The 17,091-nt window shown below is 62.3% G+C and carries 13 protein-coding genes; 4 read left to right on the top strand and 9 right to left on the bottom strand.

The features are described 5' to 3' along the window. Positions 1-82 precede the first annotated feature (82 nt). From QMK55_RS00255 to QMK55_RS00245, 3 genes are all read left to right on the top strand, one after another. Positions 83-1,192, top strand: a complete 1,110-nt coding sequence (locus tag QMK55_RS00255; RefSeq protein WP_320328356.1) for an efflux RND transporter periplasmic adaptor subunit — start codon at positions 83-85, stop codon at positions 1,190-1,192. After that, positions 1,189-4,278: an efflux RND transporter permease subunit gene (locus QMK55_RS00250; protein WP_320328355.1), complete on the top strand. Its 3,090-nt coding sequence runs from the start codon at positions 1,189-1,191 to the stop codon at positions 4,276-4,278. The genes QMK55_RS00255 and QMK55_RS00250 overlap by 4 nt, the downstream gene beginning before the upstream one ends. Positions 4,279-4,638: 360 nt before the next feature. After that, a complete protein-coding gene (locus QMK55_RS00245; RefSeq protein WP_102356677.1) occupies positions 4,639-6,138 on the top strand; it encodes a diguanylate cyclase in 1,500 nt (499 codons plus the stop codon). 58 nt (positions 6,139-6,196) lie between these two features. Here QMK55_RS00245 and QMK55_RS00240 read toward each other — a convergent pair whose 3' ends face one another. The 4 genes from QMK55_RS00240 to QMK55_RS00225 form a co-directional block, all read right to left on the bottom strand. Continuing rightward, complete coding sequence (locus QMK55_RS00240; RefSeq protein ID WP_320328354.1) at positions 6,197-7,195, bottom strand: NADP-dependent oxidoreductase; 999 nt, start codon at positions 7,193-7,195, stop codon at positions 6,197-6,199. A gap of 46 nt (positions 7,196-7,241) precedes the next feature. Next, positions 7,242-8,111, bottom strand: coding sequence for an alpha/beta hydrolase (locus QMK55_RS00235; RefSeq protein ID WP_320328353.1), 870 nt, complete (start codon positions 8,109-8,111; stop codon positions 7,242-7,244). A gap of 82 nt (positions 8,112-8,193) precedes the next feature. Continuing rightward, on the bottom strand, positions 8,194-8,982 hold the full coding sequence (locus QMK55_RS00230) for an SDR family oxidoreductase (RefSeq protein ID WP_320328352.1): 789 nt from the start codon (positions 8,980-8,982) through the stop codon (positions 8,194-8,196). A 39-nt stretch (positions 8,983-9,021) separates the two neighbouring features. Beyond that, entirely contained in the window at positions 9,022-10,116 is a 1,095-nt protein-coding gene (locus tag QMK55_RS00225) for an alkene reductase (RefSeq protein ID WP_320328351.1), read from the bottom strand. A gap of 149 nt (positions 10,117-10,265) precedes the next feature. On the opposite strand from QMK55_RS00225, the gene QMK55_RS00220 reads away from it, so the two are divergent. Next, on the top strand, positions 10,266-10,853 hold the full coding sequence (locus tag QMK55_RS00220) for a TetR/AcrR family transcriptional regulator (RefSeq protein ID WP_178082139.1): 588 nt from the start codon (positions 10,266-10,268) through the stop codon (positions 10,851-10,853). Positions 10,854-10,862: 9 nt separating this feature from the next. On the opposite strand, the gene QMK55_RS00215 is transcribed toward QMK55_RS00220, so the two are convergent. The 5 genes from QMK55_RS00215 to QMK55_RS00195 form a co-directional block, all read right to left on the bottom strand. Then, positions 10,863-11,867, bottom strand: a complete 1,005-nt coding sequence (locus QMK55_RS00215) for an XdhC family protein (RefSeq protein WP_320328350.1) — start codon at positions 11,865-11,867, stop codon at positions 10,863-10,865. 12 nt (positions 11,868-11,879) lie between these two features. Beyond that, a complete protein-coding gene (locus QMK55_RS00210; RefSeq protein WP_102356671.1) occupies positions 11,880-13,232 on the bottom strand; it encodes a c-type cytochrome in 1,353 nt (450 codons plus the stop codon). Positions 13,233-13,249: 17 nt separating this feature from the next. Then, positions 13,250-15,502 carry a xanthine dehydrogenase family protein molybdopterin-binding subunit gene (locus QMK55_RS00205; RefSeq protein ID WP_320328349.1) on the bottom strand — a complete coding sequence of 751 codons (2,253 nt, stop codon included), beginning with the start codon at positions 15,500-15,502 and terminating at the stop codon, positions 13,250-13,252. Further along, complete coding sequence (locus QMK55_RS00200; protein WP_027613020.1) at positions 15,502-15,957, bottom strand: (2Fe-2S)-binding protein; 456 nt, start codon at positions 15,955-15,957, stop codon at positions 15,502-15,504. Before QMK55_RS00200 ends, QMK55_RS00205 begins: the two co-directional genes overlap by 1 nt. Positions 15,958-16,034: 77 nt before the next feature. Continuing rightward, positions 16,035-16,967 (bottom strand): AraC family transcriptional regulator, encoded by a 933-nt coding sequence (locus tag QMK55_RS00195; RefSeq protein WP_320328348.1) that lies wholly within the window; start codon positions 16,965-16,967, stop codon positions 16,035-16,037. Between the last annotated feature and the right edge of the window lie 124 nt (positions 16,968-17,091).

The following is a 17,091-nucleotide window of genomic DNA, read 5'->3' as shown; positions in this document are numbered from 1 at the left end:
ATGCCGAATGTGATGTGACTATTGACGATAATGGTCACGAGGCTGAGAATATGATGATCATCCTATTCCAGTAAGGGCACCTATGCGCCGGCTCCGATTTTTCCCCATTGCGGCATGCCTGTTGCCACTCGCCCTGGCGGCGTGCGGTGATTCCTCCTCCGTTGCAGACCCGCGCACGCAGGCACCTCTGGTCAGGTTCACCACCGTTCAGGCTGCGGCGGACGGTTCTCGTTCCTTCACCGGTGTGGTGACTGCGCGCGTTCAGGGCGACCTGGGGTTTCGCGTAGCGGGCAAGGTGCTCGAACGTCTGGTTGACACGGGCCAGACCGTCAAGCGCGGTCAGCCGCTGATGCGGCTTGACCCCATCGACCTGGGGCTGCAGGCACGCGCGCAGCAGGAGTCGGTCAGCGCCGCCCGGGCCCGCGCGAAGCAGACAGCCGATGACGAAGCGCGCTATCGCACCCTGGTCAGCGCCGGCGCCATTTCCGCATCGGCTTACGATCAGATCAAAGCCGCCGCAGACACTGCCAAGGCGCAGCTCAGCGCCGCTGAAGCGCAAGCGGACGTTGCCCGCAACGCTTCTGGTTATGCGGTGCTGGTCGCCGATGCCGACGGCGTTGTGGTGGAAACACTCGCTGAACCCGGACAAGTCGTCAGCCCCGGTCAACCGGTGGTTCGACTGGCGCGGGCAGGGCAGCGCGAGGCCATCGTGCACCTGCCCGAGACCTTGCGTCCCGCCGCAGGATCTACCGCGCAAGCCACGCTCTATGGCAACGCCTCGGGTGCTGTGAGCGCAAAACTGAGGTTGCTTTCGGACTCGGCAGACCGCACGACGCGCACGTTCGAGGCGCGGTATGTGCTGGAGGGCGCGTTGGCCAATGCGCCGATCGGTTCGACAGTCACCCTCCGCATCGCCGAGGGATCGGCACCTACCGCGTCGGTGCAAGTGCCGATCGCTGCCGTGTATGACCCGGGTCAAGGTCCGGGCGTGTGGGTCATCGCCGGCACACCGCCAACCGTGGCCTGGCGACCGGTTCAGGTGCTGGGGCTGAGCGACGATTCGGCGCGAGTGGTCGGCGACCTTCGCATCGGCGAGCAGATTGTGGCGCTGGGCGCTCATCTGTTGCGCGAGGGGGAGCCAGTAACAATAGCTGTGCCGACTGCCGCGACGGTTGCCGGGAGTCGTCCATGAACGAAGGACGATTCAACATTTCCGCCATCGCCGTTCGCGAACGGGCGATCACAGTCTTTCTGATTTTTCTGATCGCCGTTGCCGGCATTCTGTCGTTCTTCCAGTTGGGGCGTGCCGAAGACCCTCCGTTTACGGTCAAGCAGTTGACCGTCATCACGGCGTGGCCGGGGGCGACTGCACAGGAAATGCAGGATCAGGTCGCGGAGCCACTGGAAAAACGCCTGCAAGAACTCAAATGGTACGACCGCTCGGAAACCTATACGCGGCCAGGGCTCGCGTTCACCATGGTCTCGCTGCTCGACAGCACGCCGCCTTCGCAAGTGCAGGAGGAGTTCTATCAGGCGCGTAAAAAACTCGACGATGAAGCCATCAAGTTGCCGGCGGGCGTCATCGGGCCGATGGTCAACGATGAGTATTCGGACGTGACCTTTGCGCTGTTCGCCCTGAAAGCCAAAGGTGAGCCGCAGCGCCTGCTGGTACGCGATGCGGAGTCCTTGAGGCAGCGCCTGTTGCATGTGCCGGGGGTGAAGAAGGTCAACATCATCGGCGAGCAAGCCGAACGGATATTTGTATCGTTCTCCCATGACCGGTTGGCGACCTTGGGCTTGTCACCGCAGGATATCTTCGCTGCGCTGAACAGTCAGAACGTACTGACCCCGGCCGGATCGATTGAAACCAGCGGGCCACAGGTTTTTCTGCGTCTGGACGGCGCGTTCGACAAGCTGCAGAAAATTCGCGACACCCCTGTTGTCGTGCAGGGACGGACACTCATGCTGTCTGATGTGGCGACGGTCGAACGCGGTTACGAAGACCCGGCCACCTTTCTGGTGCGCAATAACGGCGCAGATGCGCTGTTGCTCGGTGTGGTGATGCGTGAGGGCTGGAACGGTCTTGATCTGGGCAAGGCGCTGGATGCCGAGACGGTCAGGATCAATGAGGAAATGCCGCTGGGCATGAGTCTCTCCAAGGTCACCGATCAGGCGGTGAATATCGATTCGGCCGTCGGCGAGTTCATGGTCAAGTTCTTTGTCGCGCTGCTGGTGGTCATGCTCGTCTGCTTTCTCAGCATGGGCTGGCGTGTCGGCGTGGTGGTCGCCGCCGCCGTACCGTTGACTCTGGCGATCGTGTTTGTGCTGATGGCGGCCACCGGCAAGAACTTTGACCGTATCACCCTCGGGTCATTGATCCTGGCGCTCGGGCTGCTGGTCGACGACGCGATCATTGCCATTGAAATGATGGTGGTGAAAATGGAGGAGGGCTACGATCGCCTCAAGGCTTCTGCTTATGCCTGGAGTCACACGGCGGCGCCGATGCTGTCCGGTACGCTGGTGACGGCGATCGGCTTTCTACCGAACGGTTTCGCCCAGTCCACGGCCGGCGAATACACCAGCAACATGTTCTGGATCGTGGGCATTGCGCTGATCGCTTCCTGGGTCGTTGCGGTGGCGTTCACCCCTTATCTGGGCGTGAAGCTGTTGCCAGACATCAAGGCGGTCGAGGGCGGACACGCAGCGATCTACAACACGCCGCGCTACAACCGCTTCCGCCGGGTTCTGACACGGGTCATTGCGCGCAAATGGCTGGTCGCGGGCACGGTGGTCGCGCTGTTCTTCGTGGCGGCGGCGGGCATGGGTCTGGTGAAGAAACAGTTCTTCCCGACCTCTGACCGTCCCGAGGTCATGATCGAGGTGCAGATGCCCTACGGCACCTCCATCGAACAGACCAGTGCCACGGCCGCCAAGGTTGAGGCCTGGCTGCAGCAGCAGGACGAGGCAAAAATTGTCACGGCCTATATCGGCCAGGGTGCGCCGCGTTTCTTCCTGGCCATGGCGCCGGAGCTGCCTGATCCGTCGTTCGCCAAGATCGTGGTGCTGACCGACAGTCAGGAAGCACGGGAAGCCCTCAAGTTGCGTTTTCGTGACGCGGCCGCCCAAGGGCTCGCCCCGGAAGCCCGTCTCAGGGCGTCGCAAATCGTGTTCGGTCCTTATTCGCCATTTCCGGTGGCCTACCGGGTGATGGGGCCTGATCCGGCGAAGTTGCGCGTGATCGCCGAGCAGGTGAGGGGCGTGATGCAGGAGAGCCCGATGATGAGAACCGTGAACACCGACTGGGGGCCGCTGACGCCGTCGCTGCATTTCAACCTGGACCAGGACCGTCTGCAGGCGGTAGGGCTGACATCGACTGCGGTTGCCCGGCAATTGCAGTTCCTGCTGAGCGGAGTACCGATCACGGCAGTGCGTGAGGATATTCGCTCAGTGCAAGTCATGGGGCGGGCAGCGGGCAATATCCGCCTCGATCCGCAGCAGATTGCCAGCTTCACCTTGGTCGGTGCGTCGGGACAGCGAATCCCGTTGTCGCAGATAGGCGAGGTCGATGTGCGCATGGAGGATCCGATCCTGCGCCGACGTGATCGCACCCCGGCCATTACCGTGCGTGGCGACATTGCCGAAGACTTGCAGCCTCCGGATGTTTCCAGTGCGCTGCTGAAGCAACTGCGGCCGATCATCGAGAAACTCCCTTCCGGTTACCGGATTGAGCAGGCGGGGGCGATCGAAGAGTCGGGCAAGGCCGGCAAGGCGATTCTGCCGTTGCTGCCGATCATGATCGCCATGACCCTGGTCATCATCATTGTGCAGGTTCGTTCGATCTCGGCGATGATCATGGTGTTCCTCACATCACCGTTAGGGTTGATTGGTGTGGTGCCGACACTGCTCATCTTCAATCAGCCGTTTGGCATCAATGCGCTGGTCGGTCTGATTGCTCTGTCGGGGATCCTGATGCGCAATACGCTGATTCTGATCGGGCAGATTCATCACAACGCGCAAGAAGGGCTGGATCCGTTTCACGCGGTTGTCGAAGCCACGGTGCAACGTGCGCGACCGGTACTGTTAACGGCGCTGGCGGCCATCCTGGCGTTCATTCCCCTGACACACTCGGTGTTCTGGGGAACGCTGGCCTATACCCTTATTGGCGGCACGCTCGTCGGCACCATCATGACGCTGGTGTTCCTGCCCGCGATGTACTCGATCTGGTTCAAGATCCGTCCTGAGGATAAGAGGCAACCTGAAACTGTAAAACCGGCGTAGCTATAAATCTTAAAATCGAGGCCCGCTCTGTCGGGCCTCTTTGCCCCCCCACACGTGAACTGCGCAATCGCTGCCTGGGAATTTCAGGCAAATCGAGTCCTGAAAGCCTGGCGATAGCTTGGTCTGGCATGCTTGGCGTCCTTTCGCCCAGTGCGAATCCTCTCTTTTGAAGTCTCTGACGCATCTCGTCTGGACGAGGCGTTGCAAAGCACACATGTACTTTTTCCCGCTTCATAATCTGTTGCTGCAACGATTCATCGCTGCTTGTATCCTTGCTTGCGACAAGGACAAGCGGCTGCAGCCATTGAGTCGATCATTAGTCGCTGGAACGGAAAACCGGACTTTCCAAAAGGTATTAATGTGAAGCGTGATACTCGCCTGGTTGTGCTTTTGTTGTTGGTGATCGGTTGTTCCCTGGCGTCATTGACGGTGTGGAAAGTCTTGGCCTCTCGAGAACGAGCTCTGGAGGAGGTCGATGTGCATGGCCTGAATCTGACCCAGGCGCTTTCGACGTACTCCGAAGGCATCGTCCGCCAGAGTTCGCTGCTGTTGCTCGGCCTCGTCGAGCGTCTGGAAACCGAAGGCAGTGGCCCCGCGCAGATTGAACGGCTGAGTGCCTTGGTCAACCGCCAGGAACCGTTGATGCCACAGCTCAGTGGCATCACCATCTACGATAATCAGGGCCGCTGGCTGATGTCTTCCAACCGGCCGATTCCCGCTGGGGCGAACAGCAGTGATCGCGCCTATTTCATCCACCATCGCGATGATCCCTCCCGCGAGACCTTTATCGGTCCGCCGATTCAGAGCCGTTCCAATCAGGAATGGGTGATTACCGTCAGCCGCCGTTTCAACGATGCGCGCGGCGAGTTCGCCGGGGTGGTGGCGGTTACCCTGGGGGTCGAAAACTTCCTGCGTCTGTTTGGCCAGATCGACGTCGGGCAGGAGGGCGCCATTGGCTTGTCCTATACCGACGGTACGTTGCTGGTGCGCTATCCGTTTCGCGAGCAGGACATGGGGCGCAACTTTTCCAAGTCGCCGATCTATGCCAAGTATCTGGTTGATCGGTCAGTCGGCACGGCGTCGTTTACCTCCAGCCTGGATGGCGTCGAACGTCTCTACGCCTTCCGCAAGAGTGATCGACTGCCCTTGATCACCACGGTTGCCCTCGGCAAGCGCGAGGCTCTCGCGGCGTGGCGCATGGAGGCGTGGCTGTCGGCAGTGGTGGTAATCGGGCTGCTGGGGCTGACCGGGCTGATCGGCAGGTTTCTGATTCTGGATATCCGCAGGCGCACACGGGCCGAAGACCAGTTGCGCGGGACGCAGGAGCAGTTGCTTTCATCCAATCGCCAGCTTGAGTTGCTGGCGATGAAGGACGCCCTGACGGGGCTGGCCAATCGGCGCTGTTTTGACGAGAGCCTCGCCATGGAAGCACGGCGGGCAAAACGCGACGGTACGACGCTGGCCTTGCTGATGATCGATATCGACTACTTCAAGCGGTACAACGACACCTTCGGGCATGTCGCCGGCGATGCCTGCCTGCAGACGGTGGGCAGAGCGCTGGAGGCCTGTGTGCGGCGACCGTCAGATCTGGTGGCGCGTTATGGCGGCGAGGAGATGGGCGTGATCATGCCGGGCACCAACAGTGACGGTGCGGCGGTGGTCGCGCAGCTCATCCTCGACCGCTTGCAGCAAGAGAACATCCCGCACACCGCCAGCCCGCTCGGACGGCTGAGTGTGAGCATCGGCATCGCGACGGCCACAGGGTCGCAACTGGATCACTTGCAAGGGTTGATCGAGGTCGCAGACCAGGCGCTGTACAACGCCAAGGCGCTGGGGCGTAACCAGTTTGTGAAGGGATGACTGATTGATGCGGCGCCTCAGCGACCGGTGTGCCTTGCCACACACTTTCTCGGCGTCGTCATTTAATCGTGACAACGACCTTGCCCTTGGCCCGTCCCTGTTCGACATACTTCAGCGCCGCTGCCGTTGATTCAAAGGGGAAGGCGCGGTCAATCACCGGTTTGATGATTCCCGCCTCGACTAGCACGCTGATTTGTTGCAGTTGATCGCCATTGGCGCGCATGAACACAAACGTGTAGCTGACGTTCAGCTTGCGGGCCTTGCGTCGAATGCCGAGGCTCAGCAGGCGCATGACTTGCTGCAATGGCCAGGACAACCCTTGCTCCTGAGCGAATTGCGCGGTGGGTGGCCCCGAGATGGAAATCAGCTGACCACCGGGCTTGAGCACTTTGAGTGACTGCTCCAGGACATCGGCGCCGAGACTGTTCAACACCACGTCGTAGTCGTGCAGCACAGTTTCGAAGTTCTGCTGTTTGTAGTCGATCACCACATCAGCGCCCAACGCCTTGACCCACTCGACATTCGCGGTGCTGGTGGTGGTCGCGACAAAGGCGCCGAGGTGTTTGGCCAGCTGAATGGCAACGCTGCCGACGCCGCCGGAGCCGGCGTGAATCAGCACCTTCTGGCCCTTTTGCAGGCGGGCGGTGTCGACCAGCACTTGCCAGGCGGTCAATGCCACCAAGGGCAGGGAAGCCGCTTGCGCCATGTTGGTATTGGCCGGTTTCAGGGCGATCGCGTGCTCGTGCACGGCAATCAACTCGGCGAACGTGCCGATCCGCGTTTCCGGCGGGCGGGCGTACACCTCGTCTCCCGGTTGGAAGCGTGTCACCTTCGAGCCCACCTCAATCACCACACCTGCCAGATCGTTGCCCAGGATCAGTGGAAACGAGTAGGGCAGGATCAGCTTGAATTCGCCTGCGCTGATCTTTGAATCCAGCACGTTGACGCTGCTGGCATGGACCTCGATCAAAACGTCGTGAGGACCCACTGCGGGGGAGGGCACTTCGCCCTGGCGTCCGGGATGCTTGCCATAGCGATCAATCAGAAATGCTTTCATCGGGGTGCGGCTCTTGTCGGTTATCAGGAGGGTAGCCGGTGCGTGGTCAGGCATCTAGGAACGCCTGTACCTTGGCCACAAAATCAGTGTGATGCTGGAAAATCCCGCCGTGCCCGGCATCCTCATACATCACCAGCTCTGCGTTGGGGATACGCTTGGCCAGCTCAAACGAATTGACGCTGGGCACCATGATGTCGTTGTCGCCGTTGACGATCAGCGTCGGCGTGCGCAAACGCCCGAGGTCTTGCGGCGCCTGTTGGCCCCACGCGGTGATGGCTTTCAACTGCCGCAGGAAAGCGCGGGGCGTCGGGCCTTTGTCGCGATCTTTTTTGCGTGCTTGCAGGCGTTGCACATACTGCGAAGCAGATCGGCGGCCATTGGCTGTCGAGGTGAAGAACAGGTAGAACTTCGGGTCGCGCAGGGTCAGCAAACCTTTGAGGATCAATGGCCACGACACCGCGCCGACCTTGTCCATGCCGCTGCCGCCGGCCGGTCCGGTACCGGTCAGAATCAAGCGGCGCACCAAGTCAGGCGCCTTCAGGGCGAGGTCCTGAGCAACGAAGCCGCCGAGGGAGAAACCCAGCACATCAACGGTTTCCAGGCCCAGCGCCTGGATCAGCCGGATGGCATCGTCGGCCATTTCGCCAACGGTCAGGGGCGCGGTTCCACCCGAGCCGCCGATGCCGCGATAGTTGGTGGTAATGACGCGTCTGGTTTGCGCCAGGCCATCGATGATCGCGGGGTCGAAGTTATCCAGCACCGCGCCCCAATGGTTGAACAGTACGAGCGGCACACCGGAATGTGGACCGATGTCGCGATAGGCAAAGCGAACGCCGTTGACCGTGATCGACTGGTTCACGGCGTTGATGAGCGATGTCGGCGAACCCGAAGGGGGATTTGTCTGTATTGAATTCATGGCTACTCCGGACAACGGATCGGATTCGATGCAGTGACTTGCGCCTGCATCGAATCCACCGTGAGTGCTCGCTACCAAAAGATCACTGTGGGTTCTGGTAGCGCTGGGCAACCGCTGACTGGCGGATTTGCCCCAGCAGGCCCTGACGTGCGCTCTGCAGGTCATCCCAGCGTTGCGCTTCGTGCAGCGGCGGGATGGTCACCGGTTCGCGACGATCAAAACCGACCAGTGCGGCATCCACCAGATCGCCCACTTCCATGATTTCACTCAAGGTATTGATGTCGACGCCGGAGCGATCCCAGATCTCCGTACGGGTAGCGGCCGGCAGCACGGCTTGCACGTAGACGCCTTGAGGCGACAGTTCCAGGCTCAGGCCCTGGGACAGGAACAACACGAATGCCTTGGTCGCACCGTAGACGGTCATGCCGAATTCCGGCGCCAGGCCCACCACCGAACCGATGTTGATGATCGCGCCGTCGCCGGCCTTGGCCAGGCGTGGGGCGATGGCGCTGGCGAGCCGCACCAGCGCCGTGGTGTTGAGGGCGACCAGTTGCGCCATGCTGTCGGTGCTTTGATCGACGAAGTTGCCCGACAGCCCGGCACCGGCGTTATTGACGAGGATGCCGATGCGGGCGTCGTTGCGCAGGCGGCTTTCGACGGAGGTCAGATCGCTGAGTTGGGTCAGGTCCGCCGGAATCACATCGACGGCGACGTCGTGTTCGCTGCGCAAACGTGCGGCCAGTGCGTCCAGGCGCGCCTGATCGCGGGCGACCAGGACCAGATCGTGGCCGCGTTGCGCGAAGCGCTCGGCGTAGACCGCGCCAATGCCGGTGGAGGCGCCAGTGACAAGAACAGTAGGGCGAGTGCTCATGGGGTATCTCTCTTTCAGGGTGTGAGAAACAGAACGCGCTCAGCTGGCGCTCGATTCAGCCAGCGTCGGGTAGTCGATGTAGCCTTGCGCACCGCCGCCATAGAGGGTGGCGGGATTGAACGCGGACAGCGGCGCGCCATGCTTGAGGCGCTCCACCAGATCCGGGTTGCCAATGAACGGACGACCGAAGGCGATCAGGTCGGCCTGGTCTTCAGCGAGCTTCGCGGTCGCCAGGTCCAGGTCATAGCCGTTGTTGGCGATGTAGGTGTTTTTGAAGCGCTGGCGCAGGGCGTCGAAATCGAAGGGCGCCACATCGCGCGGGCCACCGGTCGCGCCTTCGACCACGTGCAGGTAAACCACGCCGACGGCATCGAGTTGCTCGACGAGGTATTCGAATTGCGCCTGCGGATCGCTGCTGGAAACGCCATTGGCCGGCGACACCGGCGACAGGCGCACACCGGTGCGATCCGCGCCGATCTCACTGACCACGGCCGCCGTCACTTCGAGCAGCAGACGCGCACGATTTTCAATCGAACCGCCGTAAGCGTCGGTGCGCAGATTGGCGCTGTCCTTGAGGAATTGATCGAGCAAATAGCCGTTGGCACCGTGAATCTCCACGCCATCGAAGCCGGCGGCGGTCGCGTTGGCGGCCGCCTTGCGGAAATCGGCAACGATTCCCGGCAGTTCACTGATGTCCAGCGCGCGCGGCTCGGAGACGTCTTCGAAGCGGTTGTTGACGAACACTTTGGTCGCGGCGCGCAGCGCAGAAGGGGCCACGGGCGCAGCGCCGTTTTCTTGCAGATCAACGTGCGACACGCGGCCGACATGCCACAGTTGCAGGAAGATTTTCCCGCCCCTGGCATGAACGGCTTCGGTCACTGCACGCCAGCCGTCGATCTGCGCCTGGGTGTAGATCCCAGGGGTGTCCTGATAACCCTGGCCCTGTCGGGAAATCTGCGTCGCCTCGCTGATCAGCAAGCCGGCGCTGGCGCGTTGGCTGTAGTAAGTGGCCGCGAATTCGCTGGGGACAAAGCCCTGGCCTGCGCGATTGCGTGTCAGCGGCGCGAGAACCACGCGGTTCGACAGCGTAAGGCTGCCCAAGGTGTAAGGGGTGAACAGGTTCTGATTGGTCATCTGATGAATCTTCCGTGCCCGTTGATGGAAGTCGGTGGTGCGTGCAGTTAGGATGATGATCGAAATCTAAACTGTCAACGATTTTGATTATGGGCAACATCTATGTATCATCGGACGCAGGATTTCCCGCTAAACACGAGGTATTGCACGTGAGAGTGACCAAGGCCCAGGCGCAGGCCAATCGAGAGCACATCGTTGAAACGGCCTCTGAACTGTTCCGTGAACGCGGCTTTGATGGCGTCGGTGTGGCCGATCTCATGGCGGCAGCCGGTTTCACCCACGGAGGCTTCTACAAGCACTTCGGGTCGAAGGCCGACCTGATGGCTGAAGCCTCGGCCTGCAGTCTTGGCAAATCGCTGACCGGCGCCCAAGCGCTCGATGTGCCGGGCTTCATCAACGTCTACGTGAACAGAGAACACCGGGACGCACGCGGCAGCGGTTGCACCATGGCCGCGTTGGGCGGCGATGCGGCGCGCCAGGCGGACGAGGTGAAAGCGACATTTGCCGAGGGCATTGAGCACACCCTGCAAACCCTGGGCGAGAAATACCCGACAGGGCCGGATGCCGAGGCGGGTGAGGGGCGAAAGAAGATGATCGACCTGCTGTCGCGGGCGGTCGGCGCGATTATTCTGTCGCGTGCCTGCCCGGATGATTCCGCGCTGGCGGACGAAATTCTTGAAGTGTGTCGCGCGCAAATGCTGGCTTCGTTGCCGGTCGATGACGTCGACGCGCAGTAGCAGCGTGGCTCATTCCGCGAGCGCTTTGGCCCTGGCGATTGAAAGCGCTTGCGGCAGGCGGGCGCCATTCTTGGCGGCAAGGATCTCGGCCATCACGCTGACGGCGATTTCCGCGGGTGTCTTGCTGCCGATGTAGAGGCCGATCGGCCCGTGCAGGCGCTCAAGCGACGCCTCGCTCTCACCAAAATGCTCGATCAGACGTTCACGACGCAGTTGGCTGTTGCGCCGCGAGCCGATGGCACCGATGTAGAACGCCGGGCCGTGGAGCGCTTCGAGCAGTGCCAGATCGTCGAGTTTGGGGTCATGACTCAAGGCGACGATGCAGGTGCGCAGGTCGACCGCGAAGTCGCGGACGACGTCATCCGGCATGCCGACGATGCGCTCCACGCCGCCTACCGCCCAAGTCTCGATGTACTCGGGACGCGGATCGCACACTGCCACCTTGAAGCCGTTGAACAACGCCATGGTCGCCAGATATTCGGCCAGCGCACCGGCACCGATCATCAGCATCCGATAACCCGGCCCCAAGGTATTGAGCATCTGCGCGCCATCGAAGCAGAACTGCTCCGGCGTCGCCGTGGCTTCGAGCTTGACCTGACCGGTCGCCAGCGCCAGGCGACGGCGAACCAGCTGCCCTGCGTCCAGTTGCACCAGCAACGCGTCGAGTGACTGCCACGCCGGATTGAACTCAAGGATCAGTTCAAGCGTGCCACCGCAGGGCAAACCGAAGCGATGCGCCTCATCGGCGCTGACGCCGTAGCGCACCACTTGCGGTGCGCTGTCGTCAACACCACTGCCGCCGTGGGCCGTGGTATAGCGATGGATCAGATCATCCTCGATGCAGCCGCCGGACACGCTGCCCACCACGCGACCGTCGTCACGCAAGGCCATCATCGACCCCGTCGGGCGCGGCGAAGAACCCCACGTGCGCGCCACCGTGGCGAGCAGCACGCGCTCGCCGGCGGCGAGCCAGTCCCGCGCCGTGCGCAGGACCAGCAAGTCGATACTTTCCATCAGGCTCTCCTCTTAGCGCATCTGCAGAATGATCGGGCTGCTGCTGGCCGGACCGGTGTGTTCACGCAGCTTGCCAACCGCCTGCACATCAACGGCACTGCCCTGATTGCCCCAAGTACTGCGCATGAAGGTCAGCACTTCGGCAATCTGCTGATCCGACAACTGCTCACGGAAGGCCGGCATGCGATAGGCGTCCGGCACGCCGGCAGCTACGACCCGCTGTGAACCATTGAGGGTGATGTTGATCGCCGAGGCGCTCTCTTTGGCCAGTGCGGAAGTCGCGCCAGCCAACGGCGGCATCCATTCGGGCTGGCCCTTGCCGTCCAGTCCGTGGCACGAAGCACAGCGTGTCACGTAGGTATGCGCACCGGGCGCGTCCAGACGTTCCGTTGCCGAAACCGCTTGATACTGCCATGGCTGCCCGTCGCGCTCGCGGTCCCCGGGAAGCGACTTCAGGTAGTGGGCAATCGCGGTCAAATCATCGTCGGTCATGAACTGCGTGGAGTTGTTGAACGCCTCGGTCATCGAGCCGTAAACCACCGCATGTTGGTTGCGCCCGGTCTTGAGGAACTGCACGATCTGCGGTTCGCTCCAGCGGCCCAGCCCGGTGTTGTGATCATCACGCAGGCTCGGCGCGTACCAGCCATCGAGCAAGGCGCCGGCGAGGTACGGCTGACCGGTCTCATCCAGTGCCTTTTCGTTGAACGCCAGACCACGCGGCGTATGGCAACTGCCGCAGTGCCCCGCGCCTTGAACGAGGTACGCGCCACGGTTCCATACTTCGTCCTGCGACGGTTTGGCTGCGTAGGGTTCGGCGTCGACGAACACGCCGTTCCACATTGCAATCGGCCAGCGCAGGTTCAACGGCCACGCAATCGCACTCGGGATGTTCGCCTGTTTCACCGGCGCCACGCCTTTCATGAAGAACGCATACAGCGCACGCACATCGTCGTCACTGAGCTTGACGTAAGACGGGTAGGGCATCGCCGGATACAGGCGGCGACTGTCAGGTGTTACACCGTGGCGCACGGCTCGGTCGAAGTCCGCCAGGCTGTAATGGCCGATGCCGGTTTGCGTGTCCGGGGTGATATTGGTCGCATGGATCGCACCCAGCGGTGTGGCCATTTCCAGGCCACCGGCGAACGGTGCGCCGCCCGGCACGCTGTGACAGGCCACGCAATCGCTGAGCCTGGCAACGTATTCGCCACGGGCGACCAGCGCCGGGTCGATGTCGGCCACAGCGATCTGATGGTTTTCCAGGCGCGAAACAGGCTCGCGGGTGACATACCAGGCCAGCAGGCCTGCCGCGACCAGGCACGGCACGGCCAGCCAGCCAGCGGTTCTTGCGAATCGGCTGTTATTCATGAAGGCTCCGGCGCTGATCAAGTGAAGGTGTGTCGGCTCATGGGCAGGCTGCGCACCCGCTGCCCCGTCAGCGTTGCCACCGCATTGGCGACGGCTGGCGCGACGGCGGGCAATGGCGGCTCGCCAATGCCACCCATTTTTTCCCCGCTCTCGACGACACGCACGTGGACCCGGGCCATCCGCGCAGGCGGCAGGATCGGATACAAGTCGTAGTTGCGCGCCCGGGGTTTGCCATCCACCCAGACAGATTCCTCCACCAGTGTCTGCGACAGTCCCAACGCCACGGCGCCATTGACCTGCGCTTCGACAATCGCCGGATTGACGATGCTGCCCGGGTCAATCGCCTGCCAGATGTCGTGCACCCTGACCTGGCCGTTCTCGATGGACACCTCGGCGATCACCGCCGTCTGGGTACCGAACGGCGAAGCCATCGCCACACCTCGCGCACGTTTGCTGCCGTCCTCGGCGGTAAACGGCCCGCGCTTCCAGCCGCCCGACAGCTCACCCACCGCTTGCAGCAGCGTGGTCAGTCGCTGGTTGCCACGCAGCAGATGCAGGCGCAGGTCGAACGGGTCCTTGCCGCCCTTGTCGGCCAGTTCGTCGAGGAACGATTCATAGAAGAAGTCGTTGAGGGAATTGCCCACCGAACGCCAGTAACCCAACATCGCCGGGCCTTTGACGTAGATCTGCGCGATGCGCTTGTTGGGGATCGCGTAGGACTTGCCCGACAACCCTTCAAGCGCCGTCGGGTCGAGCTTCTCACCCTGCTTGCCGGCGAGGGCTTCGGTCGGGCCTTCGGTGGCACTGATCGCTTCGATTGCCAGCGGCCAGCCATCGTTGTCCAGCGCCGCGCGGAAGTTCACCGCAGCAACCGGACGCAGCACGTCACGCAGGAACTCTTCCTCGCGACTCCAGATCAGCTTGACCGGGCGGCCAACCGCTTTCGCCAGCGCGATTGCCTGCGGATAGGGGCTGGCCGCGTCGTAGAGAAAATGCCGACCGAAGAATCCACCCAGCAACGGTGAATGCAAGGTAATGCGCGACGGATCCAGCCCCGTGCGTTTGGCGATGTCCGCACGGAACATGTCCGGCGCCTGATTCGGCAACCAGACCTCCAGCGAGCCGTCCGGATTGAAGCGGGCCAGCGCAGAAGGCGGCTCCAGTTGCCCGTGGTTCAGGTATTGGTTGTGGTAAGTGGCGTCGATCCGGGTCTTGGCCTCCTTGAGAATCGACGCCACGTCGCCTTCATGTTCATCATCTTTGGCGGGGCCTTTGTCTGCAGCGAGTCGCTTGAGCCAGGCATCGCTGGAAAAGTCAGCGGGCATCGGCCGCACGGTGCTGTCTGCCGTGGGCTCCTGCCAGTCGACCTGAATCGCTTCGACCGCACGTTTGGCGTGCCACCAACGTTCGGCGACCACCGCCACGGCGCCCGGCAGACGATGCACGGAATGCACGCCTTTCATCGCCTTGACCTGGTCTTCGTTGCGCAGGTTGCCCACCGTCATCCCCAGGCGCGGGGCATGCTGAACGGCGGCATGCAGCATGTCGTCGACCTTCAGATCGATGCTGTAGAGCGCCTTGCCCGTGGACTTGTCGTAAGCATCGAGGCGTTTGACCGGTTTGCCGATCCAGCGGAACTGACTTGGATCACGCAGCTGCACAGAGGCCGGATCGGGAACCGGCAGGTCCATCGCGTGCTCGGCCAGTTCACCGTAGGCCAGCGAGCGGCCAGACTTGGCGTGCACGACTTTGCCAGGCTCGGTGGTCAATTCGCCCACCGACACCCCAAGCTTCTGCGCGCCGGCCTGCAGCAGCATGGCGCGGGCGAGGGCGCCGAGGCGGCGCATGACCGGGTAACTCATGCGCACCGACATGCTGCCGCCGGTGATGCGCATGCCGTTTTCCATCACCACATAGGCTTCGCCGGGCGGTGCCGCTTCAACCAGGAAGGTCGCCGGGTCGGCATCCAGTTCTTCACCGACGATTTGCGCCATCGCGGTGAACGTGCCTTGTCCGCCTTCCATGAACGGGCAGAGCAGACGCACGCGGTTGTCCGGGCGGATTTCCAGAAACGCCGGCACCTGCGTGCCGCGCTCGGCAGTCGTTGCCGCCGCTGCCGCTTGCACGCGTGTCGCACCCAGCGGCAGGCCGAAGCCGAGCACCAGTGCGCCGACGGCGGTGCCGGTCAGGAAACGTCTGCGCGATAGGTTGACCGGATCATGCAGAGCCAGTGCTGCTGCTTCCAGCGTAGGATCGATTCGAACGTTCATCAGGCATCTCCCTTGCCGGCAAGCTCATGCACGGCGGCATGAATGGCGTTGTAAGTACCGCAACGGCACAGATTGACCATCGCCGCCTCGATCTGCGCATCACTCGGCTTGGGGTTCTGTTTGAGCAACGCAGTAGCGGCCATCACTTGCCCTGACTGGCAGTAACCGCACTGCGCGACCTGCAGATCGACCCAAGTGGAGACGACCCGTTTGCCCACGTCATCGGCCTCGATGGCCTCAATCGTGGTGACCTCGCGGCCGACCACGCCGGCCACCGGCGTGACGCACGAGCGCACCACATTGCCGTCCACCAGCACCGAACAGGCGCCGCACTGCGCCAGGCCGCAGCCGTATTTGGTGCCGGTCATGCCCAAGTCATCGCGGATCACCCACAGCAAGGGCGTATCGGCGTCGGCATCGACCTGATAGGTCTTCTGGTTGATTCGTAGTTCCATGGTTCACCCGCTGATCATCGGTTGACGTGCATTGTTATAAACGGTGACACGCGGCAAGGCGCATCACCGGCTTTCGTTCAGTTCGCTACGGCGCCGGGCGCTTCTGCCTCGAGTGGCTGCCCGCGCATCAGGGCGATGTCACGGCTCGGCGCGGTGCCGAACAAGCGGGCATATTCGCGACTGAACTGCGAAGGGCTTTCGTAGCCGACCGCAAACGCTGCCCGCGAGACGTCCAGGTGTTCGGTCAACATCAGCCGGCGGGCCTCGTTCAGCCGCAGCCACTTCTGGTACTGCAGCGGGCTCATGCCAGTGAGCTGGCGGAAATGATGGTGAAAGGTCGGCGTGCTCATCTGCACCCGCGCTGCCAGCTCTTCGATGCGCAGGGCCTCGGTGTAGTTGACCTTGAGCCAGTCGATGGCTTTGGCGATGCGATAACCCTGGCCATCCACGGCGATGATCTGCCGCAGCCGCGCGCCTTGATCGGTATTGAGCAGCCGATAGTGAATTTCCCGCAGGATCAGCGGCGCCAGCACCGGGATTGCCTCGGGCTCATCGAGCAATGCCAACAGGCGATCAAGGGCGCCTTCGAGGGCCGACGACATACTGCCAATACCCGCGCCTGTGCTCATCGAAGGATGGCGTCTGGCAGGCAAGCCACCCTTGCTGAGGACCTCGGCGAGCATGCCGACATCCAGTTTCAGCACCAGCCCGACACAGGGTTGTTGGGGACTGGCAAGCATCACCTCGGAGTTGGCGGGCAGGTCCAGCGAGGTGACCAGAAATCGCGACGGGTCGTAGCAGTAACCCTCACCACCGACCCACAAGCGCTTTTCACCACGGCCCACCAGAATCAGGCTTGGCTCGACCATGCACACGGCGGGAGGTGCCGGCTGATCGCGACGAAACAGCGACAGCCCGGGAATAGAGGTGGCGAAGTCGCCCGGTACGCTCACGCGCGAGTCAATGTTCGACGCCAAAGGCGATTCATGGCGCAGGGGGGTAGGGATCATGTCGGGTCACTCCTGTTGACCGAACTCTAATCCGCTGCCGAGGCGTTTCCTATCCATCACCCTGCATCCTCAGAGGATCAGGCAAGCATTCAAGAGGAATGCGCTAGGGCAGAGGCGGATCGAC

Source organism: Pseudomonas sp. P8_229, from assembly GCF_034008635.1.
Taxonomy (GTDB): Bacteria; Pseudomonadota; Gammaproteobacteria; order Pseudomonadales; family Pseudomonadaceae; genus Aquipseudomonas.
Note: the sequence above shows the minus strand (reverse complement) of the source record. Positions and strands in the feature narration are given on the sequence as shown.

Bases quoted from the DNA above. Each gene is read 5' to 3' on its own strand.
- QMK55_RS00255 (WP_320328356.1), top strand. From the start codon at position 83: ATGCGCCGGCTCCGATTTTTCCCCATTGCGGCATGCCTGTTGCCACTC.
- QMK55_RS00250 (WP_320328355.1), top strand. From the start codon at position 1,189: ATGAACGAAGGACGATTCAACATTTCCGCCATCGCCGTTCGCGAACGG.
- QMK55_RS00240 (WP_320328354.1), bottom strand. From the start codon at position 7,195: ATGAAAGCATTTCTGATTGATCGCTATGGCAAGCATCCCGGACGCCAG.
- QMK55_RS00235 (WP_320328353.1), bottom strand. From the start codon at position 8,111: ATGAATTCAATACAGACAAATCCCCCTTCGGGTTCGCCGACATCGCTC.
- QMK55_RS00230 (WP_320328352.1), bottom strand. From the start codon at position 8,982: ATGAGCACTCGCCCTACTGTTCTTGTCACTGGCGCCTCCACCGGCATT.
- QMK55_RS00225 (WP_320328351.1), bottom strand. From the start codon at position 10,116: ATGACCAATCAGAACCTGTTCACCCCTTACACCTTGGGCAGCCTTACG.
- QMK55_RS00215 (WP_320328350.1), bottom strand. From the start codon at position 11,867: ATGGAAAGTATCGACTTGCTGGTCCTGCGCACGGCGCGGGACTGGCTC.
- QMK55_RS00210 (WP_102356671.1), bottom strand. From the start codon at position 13,232: ATGAATAACAGCCGATTCGCAAGAACCGCTGGCTGGCTGGCCGTGCCG.
- QMK55_RS00205 (WP_320328349.1), bottom strand. From the start codon at position 15,502: ATGAACGTTCGAATCGATCCTACGCTGGAAGCAGCAGCACTGGCTCTG.
- QMK55_RS00200 (WP_027613020.1), bottom strand. From the start codon at position 15,957: ATGGAACTACGAATCAACCAGAAGACCTATCAGGTCGATGCCGACGCC.
- QMK55_RS00195 (WP_320328348.1), bottom strand. From the start codon at position 16,967: ATGATCCCTACCCCCCTGCGCCATGAATCGCCTTTGGCGTCGAACATT.